The organism is Crossiella sp. S99.2 (genome assembly GCF_023094165.1).
Classification (GTDB): Bacteria; Actinomycetota; Actinomycetes; order Mycobacteriales; family Pseudonocardiaceae; genus Crossiella.
The window spans coordinates 524,885-545,251 of sequence record NZ_JALMDK010000002.1 but is presented as its reverse complement, the minus strand read 5'-3'; the positions used below and the strand labels follow the sequence as shown (position 1 = coordinate 545,251).

Below are 20,367 nucleotides of genomic sequence, written 5' to 3'. Positions count from 1 at the left end.
GCCACTGTGGCCCGCATGGGGCAGGAGCGGTACCGCCGGGTGGACTGGGCCGTCGCCGGGCTGTGCGTGCTCAGCGCCACCGCGTTCGTGCTGCTCTCGGTGTTCGAGCACGGCCGGGAACTGGCGCCCCGGGTGCTCACCGCGCTGCTCTGCCTGACCGGTGTGGTGGTGCTGCTGGTCCGGCCGTTCGGGCGGCAGGCGTGGCGGTACTGGGTGTGCTCGGCCGCCTTCAGCCTGTTCTGCCTGGCCGGACTGGTCGTGGTGTGGAACCAGGTGCACGAGAAGGACCAGCAGGTGGTGATCGGCAAGGTGGTCCGCTCCGCCGAGGAGTCCGCGGCCTACCTGGCGGGCGAACTGCCGCCGGGCAGTACCCCGGCGCAGATCCCCACCGGGGTCTACCTGGAGTCGATCCGGTTCGCCGCCAGCAACGAGGTGCAGGTCAGCGGCTATGTCTGGCAGCGCTACGCGGACAGCCTGCCGCCGGGGCTGACCCGTGGCGTGGTGCTGCCCGAGGCCGACGACTCCTACCCGACCCGGCAGGCATACCGGCACCGGGACGGCGACGCCGAGGTGATCGGCTGGTACTTCAAGACCGCGTTCGTGCAGAAGTTCGACTACTCCCGCTACCCCCTGGACCGCCAGGACGTGTGGATCCGGATGTGGCACCCGGACTTCAACCGGGGCGTGCTGCTGGTGCCGGACTTCCGCGCCTACCCGCAGCCCTGGCAGCCCGAACGCATGCACGGCCTGGACCCGCAGTTCGTCACCGCGCGCTGGCAGCCGCAGTCCACCGCGTTCAGCTTCTCCAAACACAGCTACACCACCAACTTCGGCCTCGGCCGCTACACCGACCGGCCGCCGTTCCCTGAGCTGTACTTCAACCTGCTGGTCAACCGCCAGTTCCACGGCCCGCTGTTCGAGACACTGGTGCCGATCGGGTTCATCGCGGTGCTGGTCTTCGCCGCGCTGTTCATCACCACCAACGGCGATGAGCTGCGGCGCACCTTCGTCGGCTTCACCAGCTTCGGCGTGATCAGCTTCGCGGTGAGCATGGTGCTGGTGGTCGCGGTGCGGCAGAACGCGATCCGCGAGGCCACCGCCGCACCCGGCATCGTGTACCTGGAATATTTTTCCTTCGGGCTCTACCTGGTGGTGCTGATCAGCGCGATCAACGCGTTGCTGGTCACCGCGCGCACCCCGATCGCGCTGATCCGCTGGCGGGACAACTTGGCGCCGAGGCTGCTCTACTGGCCGTTGCTGCTGGGCTTCTCCTTGGCCACCACACTGTCCACATTGGGCTGATCAACAGCGGGCTGATCAACAGCGGCGGTCGGCGCGCGGTAGCGCCAGATCACCGGGATGCACAGCACCGCGATCACGGTCAGCACGATCACCAGCACGCCGCCGCCGGAGACCGCGATCGCGGTGCCGAAGGCCGCGCCCGCGGTGCCGTGCGCCAGGTCGGCGAACCGCGGCCCGCCCGCCACCACCACGGTGAACACGCCCTGGGTCCGGCCACGCATATCGTCGGTGACCGCCTGCTGCAGCATCGCGCCGCGGAAGATCATGCTGACCACGTCGGCCGCGCCGCCCAGCGCCAGGAACAGCACCGCCACCCACAACTCGGTGGCCAGGCCCAGCCCGATGATGGCCAGCCCCCAGCCGATAATCGCGAAGGTCAGCGCAACGCCGTGCCGGGAGACCCGGGAACTCCAGCCGGAGACCAGGCCGAACAGGCCCGCGCCCAGCGGCATCGCCGCGTACAGCCAGCCCAGCGCGAAACCGCCGCCCTCGGGATCGCCGAAGGTGCGCACCGCCATCTCCGGGTACAGCGCCCTCGGCAGGCCGGCGACCATGGCGATGATGTCCAGCAGGAAGGAGGCCAGCAGCACCTTCTGGCCGACCAGGTTGCGGAAACCGTCGAGCACATCGCCCAGTCCCGCTCGTCGCGCCGGACCGTTCAGCGGCGGCATCGGCGGCAGCTTCCACACCGCCCAGAGCGTGGCGCACAACGCGATCGCGTCGATCAAGTACAAAGTGGACAGTCCGAGCACCGCGATCAGCGAGCCCGCGGCCAGCGGCCCGAACACCGCGGCGAACATGAACATGGTGGAGCCCAGCGCCTGCGCGGCGGGCAACTGGTCCAGCGGCACCAGCCGGGCGATGGCGGCGCTGCGCGCGGGCATGTTCATCGCGAAGAACGCCTGCTGCACCGCGAACAAGCCGAGCACCGCCCACACCGAACCGATGCCGGTGATCGCCTGCACCCACAACAACACCGAGGTGATCGCCACGCCGCTGTTGGTGACCAGCAACAGTTTCCGCCGGTCCACGGTGTCCGCGACGGCGCCGCCCCAGATGCCGAAGACGATCAGTGGCACCACACCGAAAAGACCGGCCAGTCCGACATAGGCGGACGAGCCGGTCAGGTCGTACAACTGCTTGGGCACGGCGACGGTGGTGAGCTGGGAGCCGATCACGGTGATCGTGCTGGACAGCCACAACCGCCGGTACGCCGTGTTTTTCAGCGGTCTGGTGTCCAGCAGGACGCGCCCCAGCCTGGCCCGGAGGCCAGGACTGGGCGGCTTGTCGGTGTCGACGCGCACGGCATCGGGGTCCCCAGTCACCCATCGGATGTTAGGCCGTTAGCGTGGCTAAGGGAATCGGTTTGTCAGCAGGTGGACACGGCGGCGCTCACGGCGCCAGGCGCTCTACCTGCCAGCCGTCTCGGCTGGCCCGGAAGCGCAGCCGGTCGTGCATCCGGTCCGGGCGGCCCTGCCAGAACTCGACCATCTCCGGCCGGATCCGCCAGCCACCCCAGTGCGGGGGCACCGGGATCCGCTCGGACTCGGCGAAGCGGCGCTTGGCCATGTTCAGCGCCGACTCCAGCACGTGCCGGTCGTTGACCACCCGCGACTGCGGGGAGGCCCACGCGCCGAGCTGGGAGCCGCGCGGCCGGGAGTTCCAGTACTCGGCGGTCTCCGCGGCGTTCACCTTCTCCACCGCGCCACGCACCGTGGCCTGCCGCTGCATGGCGAACCAGGGAAAAGTCGCGGACGCAAACCGGGTGGCCAGCAAGTCGTGACTCTTCGTGGAGGTGTAGTTGGTGAAGAACACCAGTCCGCGTGCATCAAGCCCCTTGGTCAACACGGTGCGTGAGGACGGTCGGCCCTCGGTGTCCGATGTCGCCAGGATCATCGCGTTCGGTTCGGGCAATCCCGCGCCGATCGCGTCGTTCAGCCACAACTGGAGCTGCTCGTGCCAGGTACCGGCGAGCGAGGTCTCGTCCAAGGCTCCTGCCTCGTACGACACTCTCATCGCCGGGAGTGTGATGTTGGCGTCCGGCATGTCGAACTCCTCCCCGACGGGGCACCCCGCGTAGCACCGTGACAGCGGACCGTACGGCGAAATCCACAAATGCGAAACCGCCTGAGTGGTGATGGATGCCACCACAGGAGGTGATTGCCGACACCGCGCGCACGCGGAAGGGTGGCGCCAACGCGCAGGGAGAGGGGCACACCGTGGTGCAGGACCTGGCAGCCGAGCAGACCTTCCGGCCCGGTCTGGAGGGCGTGATCGCCTTCCAGACCGAGATCGCCGAGCCCGACCGGGACGGCGGCGCGCTGCGCTACCGCGGGGTGGACATCGAGGACCTGGCCGGGTCGGTCACCTTCGGCAACGTGTGGGCGCTGCTGGTGGACGGCCGCTTCGGCCGCGGCCTGCCGCCCGCCGAGCCGTTCCCGATCCCGGTGCACACCGGCGACGTCCGGGTGGACGTGCAGGCCGCGCTGGCCATGCTGGCCCCGATCTGGGGCTACCAGCCGCTACTGGACATCACCGACGAGCAGGCGCGGGAGAACGCCGCGCGGGCCTCGGTGATGGCGCTGTCCTACGTCGCCCAGTCCGCCCGCGGCATCGGCGTGGCCGCGGTGCCGCAGTCCCGGATCGACGAGTGCTCCTCGGTCACCGAGCGGTTCATGACCCGCTGGCGCGGCGAGCCCGACCCCAAGCACGTGCAGGCGGTGGACGCCTACTGGGTATCCGCGGCCGAACACGGCCTCAACGCCTCCACCTTCACCGCCAGGGTGATCGCCTCCACCGGGGCGGACGTGGCGGCCTGCATGTCCGGCGCGATCGGCGCCATGTCCGGCCCGCTGCACGGCGGCGCGCCGGCCAGGGTGCTGCCGATGATCGAGGCGGTGGAACGCACCGGCGACGCGCGCAAGTTCGTGGCCGGGATCCTGGACCGCAAGGAACGGCTGATGGGCTTCGGCCACCGGGTCTACCGGGCCGAGGACCCGCGCGCCAGGGTGCTTCGCCGGACCTGCCAGGAGCTGGGCGCGGCACGCTACGAGGTGGCCGCCGCGCTGGAGCAGGCCGCGCTGGCCGAACTGCGCGAGCGCCGCCCGGACCGGGCGATCGAGACCAACGTGGAGTTCTGGGCCGCGGTGATCCTGGACTTCGCCGAAGTGCCGCCGCACATGATGCCGGCGATGTTCACCTGCGCCCGGACCGCGGGCTGGTGCGCGCACATCCTGGAGCAGAAGCGCACCGGCCGGCTGGTCCGGCCCTCGGCCCAGTACCTCGGGCCGGGGCCGCGCACGCCGGCCGAAGTCGAGGGCTGGGACACGATTCAGGGCGGGTGAGCAGAGGAGACCTTCCGCACCCACTGGTAACCGGTAGGCCATCCGGCTGCAACACTGGGCGCCTCCGGCAACGGCGCCGGCGCTGTTGACAACCGCGAGTGAAAGGCGCCGTGATGACGCAGACGGCCGACCTGACCACCCTCCAGCTCCCGGCGGAGCTGCGCCCGAGTGACGGCCGTTTCGGCTGTGGGCCGTCCAAGATCCGTCCGGAGCAACTGGCCCGGCTGGCCGCCGAGGGTGGCGCGCTGCTGGGCACCTCGCACCGGCAGAAGCCGGTCAAGCAGCTCGTCGGCCGGGTCCGCGCCGGTCTGTCCGAACTGTTCGCGCTGCCCGAGGGCTATGAGGTGGTGCTCGGCAACGGCGGCACCACCGCGTTCTGGGACGCGGCCACCTTCGGCCTGATCCGCGAGCGCTCGCTGCACCTGACCTACGGCGAGTTCTCCGCCAAGTTCGCCAAGGCGGCCAAGGCCGCGCCGTTCCTGGGCGACCCGATCGTGGTCAAGGCCGAGCCGGGTGACGCGCCTACGCCGGTGGGCTCGCCCGAGGCAGACCTGATCGGCTGGGCGCACAACGAGACCTCCACCGGCGTGATGGTGCCGGTCGAGCGGCCGGCTGACGCCGGGGACGCCCTGGTGGCCATCGACGCGACCTCGGGCGCCGGCGGTCTGCCGGTGCGCGCCGAGGAGTTCGACGTCTACTACTTCGCGCCGCAGAAGAGCTTCGCCTCCGACGGCGGCCTGTGGCTGGCGCTGCTGAGCCCGGCCGCGATCGCCCGGGTGGAGGAGATCGGCGCGAGCGACCGCTGGGTGCCGGAGTTCCTGTCCCTGCCGACCGCGCTGGACAACTCGCGCAAGGACCAGACCTACAACACCCCCTCGGTGGCCACCCTGTTCCTGCTGGCCGACCAGATCGACTGGATGCTCGGCAACGGCGGCCTGGACTGGGTCACCGCGCGCACGGCGGACTCCTCCTCGCGGCTCTACAACTGGGCCGAGCAGAGCGAGTACGCCACCCCGTTCGTCACCGATCCGGCCAAGCGCTCGCACGTGGTCGGCACCATCGACTTCGCCGATTCGGTGGACGCGGCCGCGGTGGCCAAGGTGCTCCGGGCCAACGGCGTGGTGGACGTGGAGCCGTACCGCAAGCTCGGCCGTAATCAACTCCGCGTAGCCATGTTCCCGGCCATCGAGCCGGATGATGTGACGAAGCTCACACAGTCTGTGGACTGGGTGGTCGGACAGCTCGGGTAACCCTGCCACCTCCCGCGAAGTGACACCGTTGTGATTTGCGGGTGCGAGCCTGTGCCCCGATCAGGCAAGATCGGATGCAGATAGTCGTGGTGTCGGCGCGCCTGCCCCGTCAAGCAGGCTCGCCGACATACCGTGTCCGCTAGCGAGGTGAAGTTTCCGGGAGGCCGTCATGCGAGCGCTGCGAGTAGTCGGGCTCGACGAGGACGCGCAGGTGCTTGTCCTCGAAGACGAGCGCGGCGAACGCTTCTCGCTGCCGGCTGACGAGCGGCTCAAGGCCGCCGCCCGAGGCGACATCACCCGGCTGGGCCAGGCGCAGATCGAGCTGGAAAGCCAGATGCGCCCACGCGAGATCCAGGCCCGCATCCGCGGTGGCGAATCGGTGGAGCAGGTGGCCGCCGCGTCCGGACTGCCCACCCAGCGGGTGGAGCGCTACGCCTACCCGGTGCTGCTGGAGCGGTCCCGCACCGCGGATCTGGCCCAGCGCGCGCACCCGGTGCGCGAGGACGGCCCGGACGTCTCCACCCTCGGCGAGGTCGTGGCGCACGGTTTCGGCCTGCGTGGCCAGGACTACTCGGTGGGCAACTGGGACTCCTGGCGCGGCGAGGACGGCAAGTGGGTCATCCAGCTGCGCTGGCGGGCCGGCCGCTCGGACAACCGGGCGCACTGGATCTTCCACCCGGGCGCGCACGGCGGCACCATCACGCCGCTGGACGAGCACGCCGCCGACCTGATCGACCCAACCCCCGGCCGTCCGCTCCGCACCGTGCGCGCGATCACCCCGCTCGCGCAGCAGGCCCTGGAACTGGACGGCGACACCAAGATCCTGCCGGTGATCGACGAGTCCATGCCGCCGCCACCCCCCGTGGCGGAACCCCGGCAGGCCCCGGCGAGCAACGGTCAGCGTTACCAGCCCGAGCCGCTCCCGGAGGAGCTGGCCCAGCAGGCCGACGCGCCCCTGATCGAACCGACCGAGCCGGTGCAGGCGGAAGAGGTCGAGAAGACAGAGGCAGCAGAGGGCGATCTGGGCACGCACGCCCCGGCACGGCGGACTGAGCCCGCGGGCAAGCGCGGTCGGAAGAACCACCCGATCGTGCCGTCCTGGGAGGACGTCTTACTCGGCGTGCGTTCCCAGCGGGGTTAGAGGAGCGCACGTGGCGTGAACAAGGGAAGAGCGGCGACCGCGGACCACCTGCAGGGGTCCACTGCCTCGGTGACAGCGAGGAGCAGGTGCGCTCTTCCCTTTGGCCGGTCCAGGGGCCGTCACGGTCCCAGCAGACTCAGCAACAGGGCCAGCCACGCCACGCCGATCCCGGTGACCACGCCGTAGGACACCCAGCGCCACACCGGAGTGCGGCGCGCCAGCCAGACCGAGGGCGCCAGGCCACCCGCGATCACCACGTTCGCCCCGAGGGCGAGCAGCGGGCTGGCCTGGCTCAGCCCCTGGGACAGCGCGACGATCGAGACCACCACGATCGCGGCCACGAACACGCTCACGGTCAGCCCGGTCGCCCACGGGGTCGGTTCCACCGGCTCCGCCGGGCGCACCGGCACCGGCGGTGGCGGCGGGATCTCCTCGGTCTCCCCGGTCACCGGGTCCACATAGCGCACCGGGGTGTCCAGCGCCACGGCCAGCCGCCAGGCCAGATGCCGTCCGCGCTGGTAGACCGCCTCACCGGCGCCCTCGGAGAGTTCCACCGCCTCGGCCACCTCGGCCCACTCGTGCAGTGCCTCGGCCAGGCCCGCCGGCAGCGTCAGCGTGCCGAGGTCGACCTCAAGCGGCTCCCCGTCCTGGCCGAGTGGGCGCAGGAGAACGGCGCGGGCTTCGCGAGCGTGCAGTTCCACGTCGCCGGAGCCTAGTGGTCCGGGTCAAGGGCTTGGGTGACCTCGTAGAAGGCCACGGCCGCGGCGGTGGCCACGTTGAGCGAGTCCACGCCCGGCGCCATCGGGATGCGCACCGGCAGGTCGGCGGCGGTGATGGCCTCCTCGGTCAGGCCGGGGCCCTCCGAACCGAGCAGCAGCGCGACCTTCCCGACCCCGGCCACCGCGGTCCGCAGCGACCGGGAATCGGCCCGCGGGGTGAGGGCGGCGAGACGGAAGCCGTTGTCGCGCAGGGTTTTCAGGCCGTCCGGCCAGGGTTCGACGGTGCTGAAGGGAACCCGGAGCACGTGACCCATGGAGACCCGGACGCTACGCCGGTACAGCGGGTCGGAGCAGCCCGGTCCGAGCAGCACGCCGTCCACGCCGAGCGCGGCGGCGTTGCGGAAGATGGAGCCCAGGTTCTCGTGGTCGCCGACGCCCTCCAGCACCGCCAGGCAGCGGGACCGGGCGGCTAGATCCGGCAGTGCGGGCATGGGCGCGCGGTCCGCGCTGGCCAGCACGCCGCGGTTGAGGTGGAAGCCGACCACCTCGGCCATGATCTCCGCGCTGGTGACATACGCCGGGACGGCAACGGACTCGAGCTGGTCGGCCAGGGCCTCGATCCGCCGCTGGACGCCCAGCAGGGCGCGCACCGGGTAGGGCGAGGCGAGCAGGCGTTCGACCACCACCACGCCCTCGGCCAGCACCAGGCCGCGCCCGCCGGGACGGTCCGGCCGCCGGTCGGCGGTAGACAGGTCGCGGAAGTCGGCGAGACGCTCATCGGCCGGGTCGTCGATCTGGATCACCTGCACCACCCGATCAGTGTGCCATCCCACGATTCGAGAGAGACTGTCCAGTAACGTAGATCCGGAAGCAACGCGCTGACCTGCGCATTGTTGCTGTTGGTTAAGACGATGTAACAGAGAGCACCGGTTTGGCGGCTGGTGAGCCCGGGAACCGCTGTGCCACGGTGGGCGTTCGCTACGCCGCTGGTGTGCCCGGCCAAACCAGCCGACCGAGTGGGAGGCGGCATGGGAAGGGACGTGACCAACCGGACGTTCACCAGGGAGGATCGTCAGCGATACCGGGACAAGGTCCAGCGCTGCCTGGACGCACTCGCCCGGATGCTCGCCGAGAACCACTTCTCCTTTCCCCGGCAACAGATGGGGCTGGAGATCGAGTTGAATCTCGTCGACGAGACGCTACGGCCTGCCATGGCGAACACGGTGGTCCTGGAGAAGATCTCCGACCCTGCTTTCCAGACCGAACTAGGCCAGTACAACATCGAGATCAACGTCGCGCCGCGGCCGCTGGCCGGGGACGAGGCGCTTGAGCTTGAGGAGGAGCTACGCCAGCAGCTCGACGCCGCCGACGGCAAGGCCCATGACGCAGGCGCCGCCCTGGCCATGATCGGCATGCTGCCGACGTTGCGCCGGGAGCACTTCGACCCGAGGTGGCTGTCCACCAGTCCGCGCTACTCCCTGCTCAACGCGCAGATCTTCGGCGCGCGCGGCGAGGAGATGCTGCTGGACATGGAGGGCGCACCGATGCCGGGCAAGGGGCCGGAGCGGTTGCGCAGTTACACCGACTCGATCCTGCCGGAGTCCTCCTGCACCTCGGTGCAGTTGCACCTACAGGTGGAGCCGAACGATTTCGCCGCGCACTGGAACGCCGCGCAGACCCTGGCCGGGGTGCAGGTCGCACTGGCCGCGAACTCGCCGTTCCTGCTGGGCAAGGCGCTCTGGCACGAGACCCGGATCCCGATGTTCGAGCAGGCCACCGACACCAGGCCGCAGGAGCTGAAGAACCAGGGCGTGCGGCCGAGGGTGTGGTTCGGCGAGCGGTGGATCACCTCGATCTTCGACCTGTTCGAGGAGAACGTCCGCTACTTCCCGGCGCTGCTGCCCGAAACCGAGGCGGAAGACCCGTTGGAAGCGCTGGCGGCCGGGCGGGCGCCGAAGCTGTCCGAACTGCGGCTGCACAACGGCACCATCTGGCGGTGGAACCGGCCGGTCTACGACATCGTGGACGGGGTGCCGCACCTGCGGGTGGAGAACCGGGTGCTGCCCGCGGGCCCGACCGTGCTGGACGTGCTGGCCAACGCGGCCTTCTTCTACGGCGCGCAGCGGGCGCTGACCGAGCAGGACCGGCCGGTGTGGACCCAGATGTCCTTCCAAGCGGCCGAGGAGAACCTCTACAGCGGCGCGCGGCACGGGATGAACGCGCAGCTGTACTGGCCGGGCATCGGCTGGATCCCGCCGGATGAGCTGGTGCTGCGGCGGCTGCTGCCGATGGCGCACGAGGGACTGCGGCTGTGCGGGGTCTCCGACGCGGCCCGCGAGCGCTACCTCGGGGTGATCGAGCAGCGGTGCGTGGCGCGGCGCACCGGGTCGACCTGGCAGCGCGAGACGGTGGCCCGGCTGGAGAGCCGGGGGCTGGACCGGGAGGCGGCGCTGACCGGGATGTTGCGGCGGTACATGGAATTGATGCACTCGGGCGAGCCGGTGCACACCTGGCCCGTCGGGGGCTGAGAGCCAATTAACGAGGTCGGGAGCGGGTGCCAGTCGGGGGTGCCCGCTCTCGGCCGCCAACTCAGAGCGTGCCGACGTCCAGGGTGAAGCCGACCTTGACGGCCTTGGCCAGCCTGCGGTCGTGGGTGATCAGGATCAGCGTGCCGGGGTAGTCGGCGAGGGCCTGTTCGAGCTGCTCGATCGCGGGCAGGTCCAGGTGGTTGGTCGGCTCGTCCAGCACCAGGCAGGTGGTGCCTTTCGCTTGCAGCACAGCGAGTCCGGCCCGCGTGCGCTCACCGGGCGAGAGCGTGCGGGCCGGGCGCAGCACCACGTCCGCGCCGACCCGGAACTTGGCCAGCAGGGTGCGGGTCCGCTCGGCCTGGAAGCCGGTGGCGGCCATGACGACCTCCAGCGCGGTGTCCTCGGTGTCGAAGGTGTGCCGGAGCTGGTCCACCTCGCCGACCACCACGTTGGCGCCGGTCAGCACCTGCCCGGCCAACAGCGGGATCCGGCCGAGCAGCGCGCCGACCAGGGTGGACTTGCCCGCGCCGTTGGCGCCGGTGATCCGCCAGCGCTCGCCGCCGCCGATGGTCAGGTCGACCGGGCCGAGCCGGACGTCACCGCGCTCGACCACCGCGCCGCGCAGGGCGAAGGCGATCTCGCTGCCACGCCCGGCCGAGGGCAGGGTGAGGCGCAGTTCCCACGGTTCGCGCGGTTCGTCCACCTCGGCCAGCCGGGCCAGTGCCCGGTCCGCGGTGGACCCTCGGGCGGCGGTGTTCTCCGCGCCCTGCTTCTTGGCCGCCCTGATGTTCTTGTCCGGCTCGTCCGACAGGGCCACCCGCCGGACCCCGCTGCGGGACCACTCCTTCATCCGGCGGGAACGCTGCACCAGCGAATCCCTTTTGTCCGCATAGGTTTCATACGCCTCGCGGGCGTGCCGGGCGAGGGTCTCCTGCTCGTCCAGGTATGCCTGCCAGCCGCCGCCGAAGACGCTGAGCTGGTGGCTGAACTCGTCGATGGTGGCCACCGAGGTGACCGTGCGGGCCAGGAACTCGCGGTCGTGGCTGACCAGCACAATGCCGGCCCGGCTGGAGCGAACCCGGTTCTCCAGCAGGTCGAGCCCCGCGGCGTCCAGGTCGTTGGTGGGCTCGTCGAGCAGCAGCACGTCCGCGCGCACCAGCAGCACCGAGGCCAGCCGCAGCCGGGCCGCCTGGCCGCCGGAGAGTTCGCCCGCGCCGCGATCGGTGAGCAGATCGGCAGGCAGGCCGAGCTGCTCGCACACCACGGCGGCGCGCTCGTCGAAATCGGCCGCGCCCACCGCGGTCCAGTGATCCAGGGCCGTGGCATAGGCATCGCCCGCGTCCTGCTCAGTGGCCAGCGCCTGGGCGGTGCGGTCCAACTCAGCCTCGGCCTGGGCGACGCCGGTGCGCCGGGCCAGGTGCTCGCGCAGGGATTCGCCGGGCCGCAGGTCGGTTTCCTGGGTCAGGTAGGCCAGCGCCGCGCCCGCCCGCCGGGTGACCGCGCCCGACTCGGGCGGCAGTTCACCGGCGAGCACCCGCAGCAGGGTGGACTTGCCCACCCCGTTGGGTGCGCTCAGGCCGATCCGGTCACCGGGTGAGACATCAAGATCGACCTCCGAGAGCACGGTCCGCGGACCAAACGACACTGTGACTTTCCGCGCTAGCAGAATGGACACGCCGTCGACGGTCGCAGCCAGGCACCCTAGGCCGCAACCGAATTAGTCAGTCCACAGTGGAGCGTCGACGTCCGGCGTAGAGCGCGAAGGCGCCACCGGCGAGCAGGGCAAGGCCGCCGAGGGTGATCGGCAGGATCGGCCCGGCGCCGGTGTTGGCCAGCCCCCCGGACCGGCCACCTCCCCCGCCACCGCCGCCGGTGCCGCCCCCGCCGCCACCCGTGCCCCCGCCGGGCTGTTCACCGCCGCCACCGGGCGGCGGCGGCGTCGTGGTCGTGGTCGGGGCCGGATTTCCGTTGCCGCCGAAGGTGATCGGCAGGATCACGTCCTGGCTGCGGTCCGCGCCCAGGGTGTGGTCGGCGCGGCTGACGATCGCGCACTTGAGCACGGCGCAGTCGGTGTACTCGTCCTTGGCAGTCACCGTCAGCTCGACCGAGAAGCTGCCGCCGGGGCCGTAGGGCTTGGCCAGGTCCTTGCCGTAGGGCGGCGGGTTGCTGGAGATCCAGGCCGAGTTGCCGTTCTTGCCGGAGAGGTCCGCGCCGCCCAGGCAGGGGGTCGGCACCTTGCCGGCGCCGTTGTCCACGCAGACCGCGACGTAGATGCCCTTGGCCTCGTTGTAGCCGGATCCGGTCACGGTGACCTTCTCCCCGGCGGCGTTGAGGCCCTGGGTCTTGGACGCGGCCAGCTTCGGCGCCGCCGCGGCCTCGGCTCGCGGGGCGTCGATGCGTGGCACGGCGGTCGGCGTGCTGGTCGAAGTGCCGGGTGTCGAGGTGCCGGGCGTGCTGGTCACCGGGGGTGTGGTCGAGGTGCTGGTGACTGGCGGGTTCCCGCCAAAGCGCAGTGGCAGCGGGGCCACCCCTGGCACGCTGACCCGCAGTTCGACCGGGCCGCCCGCGGGGGCGAAGGCCGGGCTGACCAGCAGTTCGGTGGCGAATCCGCCGTCGGCCGCGGTGGTGATCGTGGCCGGACCGGCCGGATCCGCGGTGCTGCCGGACCAGGCGCCCAGGGCCAGGGTGGCGTTGGCGGCAAAGCCCGCGCCGCGCACCACGATCCGCTCCCCCGCCGGGTCCAGACCACTGGACCGATCGGCGGAGAGTTGCGGAACCTGTTGGGCCACAGCGGTTCCCGGCAGGGCGAAGATCAGCCCCAGCAGCAGCGCCGCGGTCAGCCGGACCGTTCGCATCATCCGTTCACCCCATCAACAAAACGACCTACTTAGGTTAGGCTAACAATAGATAGGTAAGTCTCACCTGGCTAGTGGGGGCGTAATGACCGAGCAGACCACGCCGCCGAGCGGCTACGTGCCGCCGTCGGCGGTGACCGTGAGCCGGGTGCCCGGCGCGGGAGCGGTCACCGAGAGCCCGGCGGGCACCACGGTCACCGGCGACTACGGGCAGCAGCTGACCGTGTCCAAGACCAAGGGCCTGGACGAGAGCGGCGCGAGCGTCACCGTCACCGGCCAGGGCTACCGGGTGGACAAGGGCATCTACGTTGCCTTCTGCGTGGACAACGGGCCGGGCAAGCAGCCGGGGCCGTGCGGTGGCGGCGCGGACATGAGCGGGGCCAGCGGCTCGTCCCAGTGGATCTCGAACAACCCGCCTTCCTACGGCAAGGACCTGGCCAAGCCGTTCGGCCCGGATGGCACCTTCACCGCCCAGTTGAAGATCAGCCCGGTGCTCTCGGCCGAGCCGAAGATCGACTGCCGGGACAGCGGGGTGAAGTGCGCGCTGGTCAGCCGGACCGACCACACCCGCACCGCCGACCGCACCCAGGACGTGGTGGTGCCGGTGAAGTTCGGGCCGGAACCCGCTCCCGTCACCGAGACCGTCGTCACCCCGCAGAGCAGCTCGACCATGCCGATCGTGCTGGTCGGCCTCGGCGTGGTGGTCGCACTGGTCGCCGTGGTGCTGGTGATCCGGTTGCTGCGCAAGCGATCCGCCGCATGAGCCGCCGATTACTGGCCGGTGCGCTACTGCTCGCGCTGGCCGGCTGCGCCGCGCCCGCGCCGCAGGCGAGCACCCCGACCAATTCGGGGGCGACCGAGGTCAACGCGCAGCGGATCAAGCCGTTGGCCACGCCCACCCCCGCGCTACCGGTGACGGTGGACTCGGTGGACGGCCGCAAGGTCACCGTCACCGACGTCTCCCGGATCATCCCGCTGGCCGGATCGATCTCCGAGGTGGTGTTCACCCTCGGGCTCGGCGCGAACGTGGTCGGCCGGGACGTGGCCGCCACCTTCGAGCCCGCCAAGGCGCTGCCCGTGGTGACCTCCGGGCACGACGTGTCCGCGGAGAGCACGTTGTCCTTGCGCCCCACCGTGATCCTCACCGAACCCGGGATCGGCCCGCCCGAGGCGATCAGCCAGCTGCGTGACTCCGGGGTGCCGGTGGTGGTGCTGCCCGAGGCCAAGCGGATGCCGGACACCTACACCCGGATCGAAGCGGTCGCCGCCGCGCTCGGCGTGCCGGGCGCGGGCCGGGAACTGGCCGAACGGACCACAGGCGAGATCGACGCCGCGCGGGCGAAAGTGCCGCAGGGACAACGGAAACCGCGGGTGGCGTTCCTGTACCTGCGCGGGCAGGCCGCGGTCTACCTGTTGGGCGGCAAGGGATCCGGCGCGGACTCGATCATCGACGCGGCCGGCGCCAGTGACGTCGGAGTGGAACTGGGACTCGGCCCGTTCACCCCGCTGACCGCCGAGGCGCTGGTCAAGGCGCAACCGGACGCGATCCTGGTGATGAGCAAGGGCCTGGATTCGGTGCAGGGCGTGGACGGGCTGCTCAAGCTGCCCGGGGTCGCGCAGACCCCGGCCGCGGCCGGCCGCCGGGTGGTGGCCATCGAGGACGGCGTGCTGCTCAACTTCGGGCCGCGCACCGCGCTGGTGGTCACCGCGCTGGCCGAAGGTCTGCGCTGATGCGCGCACGTCGCCTGGCACTCGTGCTGGGGCTGGGGATCGCGCTGGTGCTGTTGTGCTTGCTGGGCGCGGGAATCGGCGCCTTCCCCAGTCCGGTGGCCGATGTGCTCGCCTCGGTCGCGCACCGGCTCGGGCTGGCCGAGGCGCCCACCGGCGCGGGCTACCTGGACGCGGTGCTCTGGCAGATCCGCTTCCCCCGGGTGCTGCTCGGCGTGCTGGTCGGGGCCTCGCTGGCCTGCGCGGGCGCGGTGATGCAGGGCGTGTTCGGCAACCCCCTGGCCGAGCCGGCGGTGGTCGGTGTGTCCGGTGGCGCGGCGATGGCGGCCAGTGCGGTGACCGTGCTCGGGGTGACCGCGCTCGGCTCCTGGACGCTGCCCGCGGCCGCCTTCATCGGCGGGCTGGTCACGGTAGCGGTGGTGTACCTGGTCGCGCGCTCCGGCGGGCGGACCGAGGTGGTCACGTTGGTGCTGACCGGGATCGCGGTCAACGCGGCCACCGGCGCGGTGATCAACCTGCTGCTCACCTACTCCAATGACGCCCAGCTGCGCTCGGTGGTGTTCTGGATGATGGGCAGCCTGGCCTCGACCACCTGGCCCAAGGTGCTCGCGGTGCTGCCCTGCGCGATCGTCGGACTGCTGCTCGCCCCGCTGTTCGCCCGCCAGCTCGACCTGCTCGCGCTCGGCGAACGCCCGGCCCGGCACCTGGGCGTGCACATCGAACGGCTGCGCGGCACGCTGATGTTCGTGGTGGCCCTGCTGACCGCCGCCGCGGTGGCCGTAGCGGGCATGATCGGGTTCGTCGGACTTGTGGTGCCACACGTGGTTCGCATGATCATCGGGCCGGGGCACCGGTTCCTGATCCCGGTCAGCGCGCTCGGCGGCGCGGTGGTCGTGGTGGCCGCGGACCTGGTAGCGCGCACCGTGCTGGCGCCGGTGGAGCTGCCGATCGGGGCGCTGACCGCGCTGGTCGGCGGGCCGTTCTTCTTCTGGCTGCTGCGCCGCACCAGGGCCAGTCAGGGCGGGTGGGCATGAGACTCGAACTCCCCGCACCCGCACCGCCGGGCACCGTGGTCGCCGAGGCGGTCGCCATCGACGTGCACCTTGGCGGGCAACGGATCCTGCACCGGGTGGGCCTGGCCGCGCGCACCGGCGAGGTGCTCGCGCTGCTGGGCCCCAACGGCGCGGGCAAGTCCACCCTGCTGGCCGCGCTCGCCGGAGACGTCACCCCGACCGCGGGGCAGGTGCTGGTGCACGGCAAACCCCTTGCCGGGTACCGGCCGCGGGAGCTGGCGGTGCGCCGGGCCGTGCTGCCGCAACAAGTGCTGCTGTCCTTCCCGTTCACCGTGGCCGAGGTGGTGGAGATGGGGCGCGCGCCGTGGGTCGGCACCCCGGCGGCCGAGCAGGACGAGGAGGCGATCGCGGAGGCCATGCGGGAAACCGAGGTCGCCGAGTTCGCGCATCGCCGTTTCCCCTCGCTCTCCGGCGGCGAACGGGCCAGGGTCGCGCTGGCCAGGGTGCTGGCGCAACGGGCCGGACTGCTGTTGCTGGACGAACCGACCGCCGCACTCGACCTGCGGCATCAGGAAGCCGTGCTGCGCATCGCGAAACGCCGGGCCGAGGCCGGGGACGCGGTGGTCGTGGTGCTGCACGACCTCGGCCTGGCCGCGGCCTACGCGGACCGGGTCGCGCTGCTCTCCGGCGGCGAACTGGCCGCCGCGGGCCAGCCGGCCGAGGTGCTCACCGGCGAACTGCTGAGCCGGGTCTACCGGCACGAAGTCGAGGTGCTGGCCCATCCACGAACCGGGGCGCCGCTGGTGCTGCCCCGCCGCGACCCTGACTGAGCTGGGAGACCGCCATGTTCCACCGACTCCCCGCGGCACTACTGGCCGCGGGCGCGATCCTGCTCGCCGCCGCGCTACCCGCGCAGGCGGCCGATCCGGTGCGGCACGAGAAAGCCGCCACGGTGGCCGTGCCCGGGATCAACTCCTTCGCGGCGCTGGGCGGCGAGACCTGGTTCACCAGCACCCGCAACGCCACCGCGGGCGCACTCGGCGGCAACCACCAGATCGTCGGCACCACCCCGAAACTCGGCAACCTGACCGCACAGCTGACCGCGAACACCAGGACCAGAACCGTGTTCGCGGTCAACCGCGGCGTGGTCGACAAGAAGCCCTCGGTCTCGGTGATCGACGCGGTCACCCGGCAGATCACCGCGACCATCCCGGTCGGCGCGGGTCCCAACGGCGTCGGCGTGGACGAGGACAGCGGACTGGTGTTCGTGGCCGAGGGCGGCGCGGCCGTGGTCTCGGTGCTCGATCCCGTGCAGCAGAAGGTGATCGCCACGGTGCCGGTCGGCTCCGGACCGGACCAGGTGGTGGTGCACCAGGGCCGGGCCTACGTGGCCAACCTGGACGACAACACGGTGTCGGTGCTGGACACCAAGGCGCACAAGGTGATCGCCACCATCCCGGTCGGCGCGAACCCGCGCGGGCTGGCCGTGGACCCGGTGCTGCACCGGCTGTACGCGGTGAACCAGGCCAACGGCACGGTCACCACCATCGACACCCGCACCGCCCAGGTGTTCGGCGAGCCCTTCGCCGCCGGCGCGGGCGCGGGCCGGGCCGCGGTGGACCCGGCCACCGGGTTCCTCTACGCCGCGCAGGCCGAACTCGGTCAGGTCGCGGTGCTGGACCCGGTGCGGCGCAAGGTGATCGGCACCCTGGAAGTGGCCGCACCCGGGTCCATCGGGGTCAACGCGAACACTGGCGCGGTGTACGTGGCCGACGGCGCGAATATCCAGGTCTTCGCCCGCTTCGCCGCGCCGGTGCTACTCACCGAACCCGCCGGCGTCGAGGTCGCCGCGGGCAGTGCCGCCCGGTTCAGCGCGAGTGCCAGGGGCGCGGTGAGCACCCGCTGGCAGGAGAGCATCGACGGCGGCCGCAGCTGGACCGACCTGCGCGAGACCGGCGACACGCTGACCGTGACCGCGGAGATCCGGTTGTCCGGCAGGCAGTTCCGGGCCGTGTTCACCAACCCCACCGGCAGCACAGCCACCGCCGCCGCCGTGCTCACCGTCCCCGGCGGCCAGCCCACGACCAGCACCACACCACCGCCCACCGGCACCACCACGCCGGGCACCACGACTCCCCCCACGACGACGACCACCCCGGCCGTCGCACCGCCACCGGCAACCACCCAGCCGCCCACCCCGCGGCTGGCCAACACCGGCGCGGAACCGATCTTCCCGCTACTGACCGGGCTGGCCCTCCTGACGGCCGGCACCGCCCTGCTGCTGTTCCACCACCGAACCAAGAAGAGGGAAACAGCATGAACAACAAGGTGAAGGCCGCTCTCGTCTCCGTCGGCGCGATCGCCGGTGTGCTGGCCATGACCGGCCAGGCCCTCGCGGCCCCCGACTCGGCCAGCCGCAACGGCCGCACCATCACCGCCTCCGAGGCCACCGCGATCGCGGTCAACGGCCAGGAGATCACCGTGACCGGCACCGGCTACCACACCGACAAGGGCTACTACGTGGCGCTGTGCAAGGTCCCCGCGGACCTCAGCTACGGCGTCAAGCCCGGCCCCTGCCAGGGCGGCGACGGCCAGGGCGGCACCGGCATCGGCCCGTCGGCCTGGGTGACCAACACCCCGCTCGGCGGCAACACCTACCCGATCGCGGCCAACGGCTCGTTCACGGCCAAGATCTACCTCAAGGAGAACACCGGCGGCCTGAACTGCGCCGTCGAGACCTGCGCCATCATCACCCGCCGCGACCACTGGCAGGCCAGCGACCGCAGCTTCGACGTCTTCATCCCGGTCGCCTTCAGCTAACCCGCCGAGTTGGCCCAACCGGTACGCCCGGTTGGGCCAACTCGCCGTACGAGTTGGCCCAAGTGGTCAGGTGAGGCGGTCCTCGTCGGTGCGGCGGGGGCAGCTGCGGCAGGCGTCCTCGTCCGGGGCGGTCCAGAACAGGCAGCAGTGGTTGCGCAGGAAGGTCAGGCCGTGGGTGCCGGGTAGCAGGCGGCCGGTCGGGCCGAGCCAGGGCAGGGCGGCGCACAACTGTTGGTGGGCAAGGGAAAGGCGGGCCGGGTCGGCGCCGCCGCGGGCCGCGCGGGCAAAGGCGGTGCCGATGCCGAAACCGATCTGGCCGAGCATGGTCGGCCGCGCGCAGCCGCGTACCGCCGCCAGATGCCCGGCCACCCGGAACAGATGCCGCTCGAAGATCCCGTCGATCAACTCGGTCAGGCCGACCGGCTCCGGTGCGCCGGGCAGGTGCAGAGTGTGCCAGCCGTGGCCGCCGTCCCCGCCCAGCCGGACCCGGTCCGGGCGCCACCAGCCCAGGCCGAGCGCCCAGGGCAGCACCGTGGCCTGACCGATCTTGATCGCGTACACCGACAAGGCGGTGCGCGCGGCCGCCGCCTCCACCCGGTGCGCGGTCGCGGCCATCTCCGCCGCCACCAGCCCCAACGCCACCTCCGGGTCGTCCGCGACCCGGGCGCAGGACAGGGTGTCCGGCGGGGCCGGGTCGCAGCGGATCCGGATCTCCGGGCAGGCCGCGGCCATCACTCCTTCGTGGCCGGGCCCGGTGTGCGAGACTTCTGCACTGATATCAGCACCGTCATCTGGAGTTGCGTTAGTGCCCACCTCACCCACCGTCGCCAACTGGGAACTCGGCCTCCGGCTGCGCGAGCACCGGGAGCTGACCGGTCTCACCGCGGTCGCCGCGGCCAAGGCCGCCCGGCTCACCCAGCCCTACGTCTCCGGGGTCGAGGGCGGGAAGCTGAAGATCACCGACGTGCGGCTGAAGGCGCTGGCCAAGGCCTACCGGCTCAGCGAGGAGTCCTACGCCGGACTCATCGAGCTGCGCTCGGCCGCCGAGCAACGGTCCTGGTGGCAGGGCTACGGCGGGCTGTTCAACGACGACACGCTGCGCTTCTTCGGCTATGAGCACGGCGCGGCCGCGATCCGCTCCTACGACGGCGGGCTGATCCCGGCCCTGTTGCAGACCGAGGACTACGCCCGCGCGGTGATCCGCGGCGCCGGGCCGAACATCCGGATGGCCGACGTCGAGCGGGTCCTGGAGGCCCGGCTGATCCGCCAGCACCGGCTGGACGGCCCGGACCCGTTGCGGCTGACCGCGGTGGTCACCGAGGCCGTGCTGCACCAGCAGGTCGGCGGCCGCGCGGTGCTGGCCGCGCAACTTCGGCACCTGGTCGCGATGGTGGAGCAGCGACCGTCCACTGTGGACATCCGGCTGGTGCCGTTCACCGCGGAGGCATTCCACGCCCTCGGCGGCGGCGGGTTCCACCTGCTGGAGTTCCCCAGTCCACAGCTGCCCACGTTGCTGTGGCAGGAGACGGTGACCGCGACCTCGCTGATCGACCACCCGGTGCGGTTGCGCGAGTTCGACTCCGCCTTCGACCAGGCCCTGGAACGCGCGCTGAGCACCGTGGACTCGCTGCGCCTGATCCGCCAGTTCGCCAAGGAACTTGCTTAGA

General features: G+C 71.5%; 19 protein-coding genes. 12 read left to right on the top strand and 7 right to left on the bottom strand.

The genetic code is table 11. From position 1 onward, the window contains the following. The first annotated feature begins 15 nt into the window (after nt 1-15). On the top strand, nt 16-1,302 hold the full coding sequence (locus MZC64_RS09060; RefSeq protein WP_247761581.1) for a hypothetical protein: 1,287 nt from the start codon (nt 16-18) through the stop codon (nt 1,300-1,302). On the opposite strand, the gene MZC64_RS09055 is transcribed toward MZC64_RS09060, so the two are convergent. Then, the gene (locus MZC64_RS09055) at nt 1,245-2,627 is read right to left on the bottom strand and encodes an MFS transporter (RefSeq protein WP_247761580.1); all 1,383 of its coding nucleotides are present in this window, start codon (nt 2,625-2,627) and stop codon (nt 1,245-1,247) included. The genes MZC64_RS09060 and MZC64_RS09055 overlap by 58 nt on opposite strands. Before the next feature lie 67 nt (nt 2,628-2,694). Continuing rightward, a complete protein-coding gene (gene pdxH, locus MZC64_RS09050) occupies nt 2,695-3,348 on the bottom strand; it encodes a pyridoxamine 5'-phosphate oxidase (protein ID WP_247761579.1) in 654 nt (217 codons plus the stop codon). A gap of 95 nt (nt 3,349-3,443) precedes the next feature. Between pdxH and MZC64_RS09045 the strand changes: the two genes are divergently transcribed. The 3 genes from MZC64_RS09045 to sepH all read left to right on the top strand — a co-directional run bounded on the left by MZC64_RS09045 (nt 3,444) and on the right by sepH (nt 7,037). Then, the gene (locus MZC64_RS09045) at nt 3,444-4,646 is read left to right on the top strand and encodes a citrate synthase 2 (RefSeq protein WP_247761578.1); all 1,203 of its coding nucleotides are present in this window, start codon (nt 3,444-3,446) and stop codon (nt 4,644-4,646) included. A 113-nt stretch (nt 4,647-4,759) separates the two neighbouring features. Continuing rightward, nucleotides 4,760-5,896: a phosphoserine transaminase gene (serC, locus tag MZC64_RS09040; RefSeq protein WP_247761577.1), complete on the top strand. Its 1,137-nt coding sequence runs from the start codon at nt 4,760-4,762 to the stop codon at nt 5,894-5,896. Between the two features lie 169 nt (nt 5,897-6,065). Continuing rightward, complete coding sequence (gene sepH / locus MZC64_RS09035; RefSeq protein ID WP_247761576.1) at nt 6,066-7,037, top strand: septation protein SepH; 972 nt, start codon at nt 6,066-6,068, stop codon at nt 7,035-7,037. Nucleotides 7,038-7,156: 119 nt separating this feature from the next. On the opposite strand, the gene MZC64_RS09030 is transcribed toward sepH, so the two are convergent. Both MZC64_RS09030 and MZC64_RS09025 read right to left on the bottom strand, forming a co-directional pair. Continuing rightward, nucleotides 7,157-7,738, bottom strand: coding sequence for a DUF2537 domain-containing protein (locus MZC64_RS09030; protein ID WP_247761575.1), 582 nt, complete (start codon nt 7,736-7,738; stop codon nt 7,157-7,159). Nucleotides 7,739-7,749: 11 nt separating this feature from the next. Then, nucleotides 7,750-8,568 carry an RNA methyltransferase gene (locus MZC64_RS09025; protein WP_247761574.1) on the bottom strand — a complete coding sequence of 273 codons (819 nt, stop codon included), beginning with the start codon at nt 8,566-8,568 and terminating at the stop codon, nt 7,750-7,752. 216 nt (nt 8,569-8,784) lie between these two features. On the opposite strand from MZC64_RS09025, the gene MZC64_RS09020 reads away from it, so the two are divergent. Then, on the top strand, nt 8,785-10,284 hold the full coding sequence (locus tag MZC64_RS09020; RefSeq protein WP_247761573.1) for a glutamate-cysteine ligase family protein: 1,500 nt from the start codon (nt 8,785-8,787) through the stop codon (nt 10,282-10,284). Nucleotides 10,285-10,345: 61 nt separating this feature from the next. On the opposite strand, the gene MZC64_RS09015 is transcribed toward MZC64_RS09020, so the two are convergent. Both MZC64_RS09015 and MZC64_RS09010 read right to left on the bottom strand, forming a co-directional pair. Further along, nucleotides 10,346-11,959 carry an ABC-F family ATP-binding cassette domain-containing protein gene (locus MZC64_RS09015; protein ID WP_247761572.1) on the bottom strand — a complete coding sequence of 538 codons (1,614 nt, stop codon included), beginning with the start codon at nt 11,957-11,959 and terminating at the stop codon, nt 10,346-10,348. A gap of 46 nt (nt 11,960-12,005) precedes the next feature. Further along, nucleotides 12,006-13,142 carry a hypothetical protein gene (locus MZC64_RS09010; protein ID WP_247761571.1) on the bottom strand — a complete coding sequence of 379 codons (1,137 nt, stop codon included), beginning with the start codon at nt 13,140-13,142 and terminating at the stop codon, nt 12,006-12,008. An 82-nt stretch (nt 13,143-13,224) separates the two neighbouring features. Between MZC64_RS09010 and MZC64_RS09005 the strand changes: the two genes are divergently transcribed. The 6 genes from MZC64_RS09005 to MZC64_RS08980 are packed head-to-tail and all read left to right on the top strand — an operon-like array spanning nt 13,225 to nt 18,700. Then, nucleotides 13,225-13,902, top strand: a complete 678-nt coding sequence (locus tag MZC64_RS09005; RefSeq protein ID WP_247761570.1) for a hypothetical protein — start codon at nt 13,225-13,227, stop codon at nt 13,900-13,902. Further along, a complete protein-coding gene (locus tag MZC64_RS09000; RefSeq protein ID WP_247761569.1) occupies nt 13,899-14,870 on the top strand; it encodes a hemin ABC transporter substrate-binding protein in 972 nt (323 codons plus the stop codon). Before MZC64_RS09005 ends, MZC64_RS09000 begins: the two co-directional genes overlap by 4 nt. Next, on the top strand, nt 14,870-15,901 hold the full coding sequence (locus MZC64_RS08995; protein ID WP_247761568.1) for an iron ABC transporter permease: 1,032 nt from the start codon (nt 14,870-14,872) through the stop codon (nt 15,899-15,901). The genes MZC64_RS09000 and MZC64_RS08995 overlap by 1 nt, the downstream gene beginning before the upstream one ends. Continuing rightward, entirely contained in the window at nt 15,898-16,710 is an 813-nt protein-coding gene (locus MZC64_RS08990; protein WP_247761567.1) for a heme ABC transporter ATP-binding protein, read from the top strand. The genes MZC64_RS08995 and MZC64_RS08990 overlap by 4 nt, the downstream gene beginning before the upstream one ends. A 14-nt stretch (nt 16,711-16,724) precedes the next feature. Continuing rightward, nucleotides 16,725-18,200, top strand: a complete 1,476-nt coding sequence (locus MZC64_RS08985; RefSeq protein ID WP_247761566.1) for a hypothetical protein — start codon at nt 16,725-16,727, stop codon at nt 18,198-18,200. After that, a complete protein-coding gene (locus MZC64_RS08980) occupies nt 18,197-18,700 on the top strand; it encodes a hypothetical protein (protein ID WP_247761565.1) in 504 nt (167 codons plus the stop codon). Before MZC64_RS08985 ends, MZC64_RS08980 begins: the two co-directional genes overlap by 4 nt. 66 nt (nt 18,701-18,766) lie before the next feature. Here the strand turns inward: MZC64_RS08980 and MZC64_RS08975 are convergent, their stop codons facing one another. Then, entirely contained in the window at nt 18,767-19,432 is a 666-nt protein-coding gene (locus MZC64_RS08975) for a hypothetical protein (protein ID WP_247761564.1), read from the bottom strand. 73 nt (nt 19,433-19,505) lie between these two features. On the opposite strand from MZC64_RS08975, the gene MZC64_RS08970 reads away from it, so the two are divergent. After that, a complete protein-coding gene (locus MZC64_RS08970; protein WP_247761563.1) occupies nt 19,506-20,366 on the top strand; it encodes a helix-turn-helix transcriptional regulator in 861 nt (286 codons plus the stop codon). Nucleotide 20,367 lies beyond the last annotated feature (1 nt).

Bases quoted from the DNA above. Each gene is read 5' to 3' on its own strand.
- MZC64_RS08995 (WP_247761568.1), top strand. From the start codon at position 14,870: ATGCGCGCACGTCGCCTGGCACTCGTGCTGGGGCTGGGGATCGCGCTG.
- MZC64_RS09010 (WP_247761571.1), bottom strand. From the start codon at position 13,142: ATGATGCGAACGGTCCGGCTGACCGCGGCGCTGCTGCTGGGGCTGATC.
- sepH (WP_247761576.1), top strand. From the start codon at position 6,066: ATGCGAGCGCTGCGAGTAGTCGGGCTCGACGAGGACGCGCAGGTGCTT.
- MZC64_RS09045 (WP_247761578.1), top strand. From the start codon at position 3,444: ATGCCACCACAGGAGGTGATTGCCGACACCGCGCGCACGCGGAAGGGT.
- MZC64_RS09060 (WP_247761581.1), top strand. From the start codon at position 16: ATGGGGCAGGAGCGGTACCGCCGGGTGGACTGGGCCGTCGCCGGGCTG.
- MZC64_RS08990 (WP_247761567.1), top strand. From the start codon at position 15,898: ATGAGACTCGAACTCCCCGCACCCGCACCGCCGGGCACCGTGGTCGCC.
- MZC64_RS09020 (WP_247761573.1), top strand. From the start codon at position 8,785: ATGGGAAGGGACGTGACCAACCGGACGTTCACCAGGGAGGATCGTCAG.
- MZC64_RS09005 (WP_247761570.1), top strand. From the start codon at position 13,225: ATGACCGAGCAGACCACGCCGCCGAGCGGCTACGTGCCGCCGTCGGCG.
- MZC64_RS08975 (WP_247761564.1), bottom strand. From the start codon at position 19,432: ATGGCCGCGGCCTGCCCGGAGATCCGGATCCGCTGCGACCCGGCCCCG.
- MZC64_RS08980 (WP_247761565.1), top strand. From the start codon at position 18,197: ATGAACAACAAGGTGAAGGCCGCTCTCGTCTCCGTCGGCGCGATCGCC.
- pdxH (WP_247761579.1), bottom strand. From the start codon at position 3,348: ATGCCGGACGCCAACATCACACTCCCGGCGATGAGAGTGTCGTACGAG.
- MZC64_RS08985 (WP_247761566.1), top strand. From the start codon at position 16,725: ATGTTCCACCGACTCCCCGCGGCACTACTGGCCGCGGGCGCGATCCTG.
- MZC64_RS09000 (WP_247761569.1), top strand. From the start codon at position 13,899: ATGAGCCGCCGATTACTGGCCGGTGCGCTACTGCTCGCGCTGGCCGGC.
- serC (WP_247761577.1), top strand. From the start codon at position 4,760: ATGACGCAGACGGCCGACCTGACCACCCTCCAGCTCCCGGCGGAGCTG.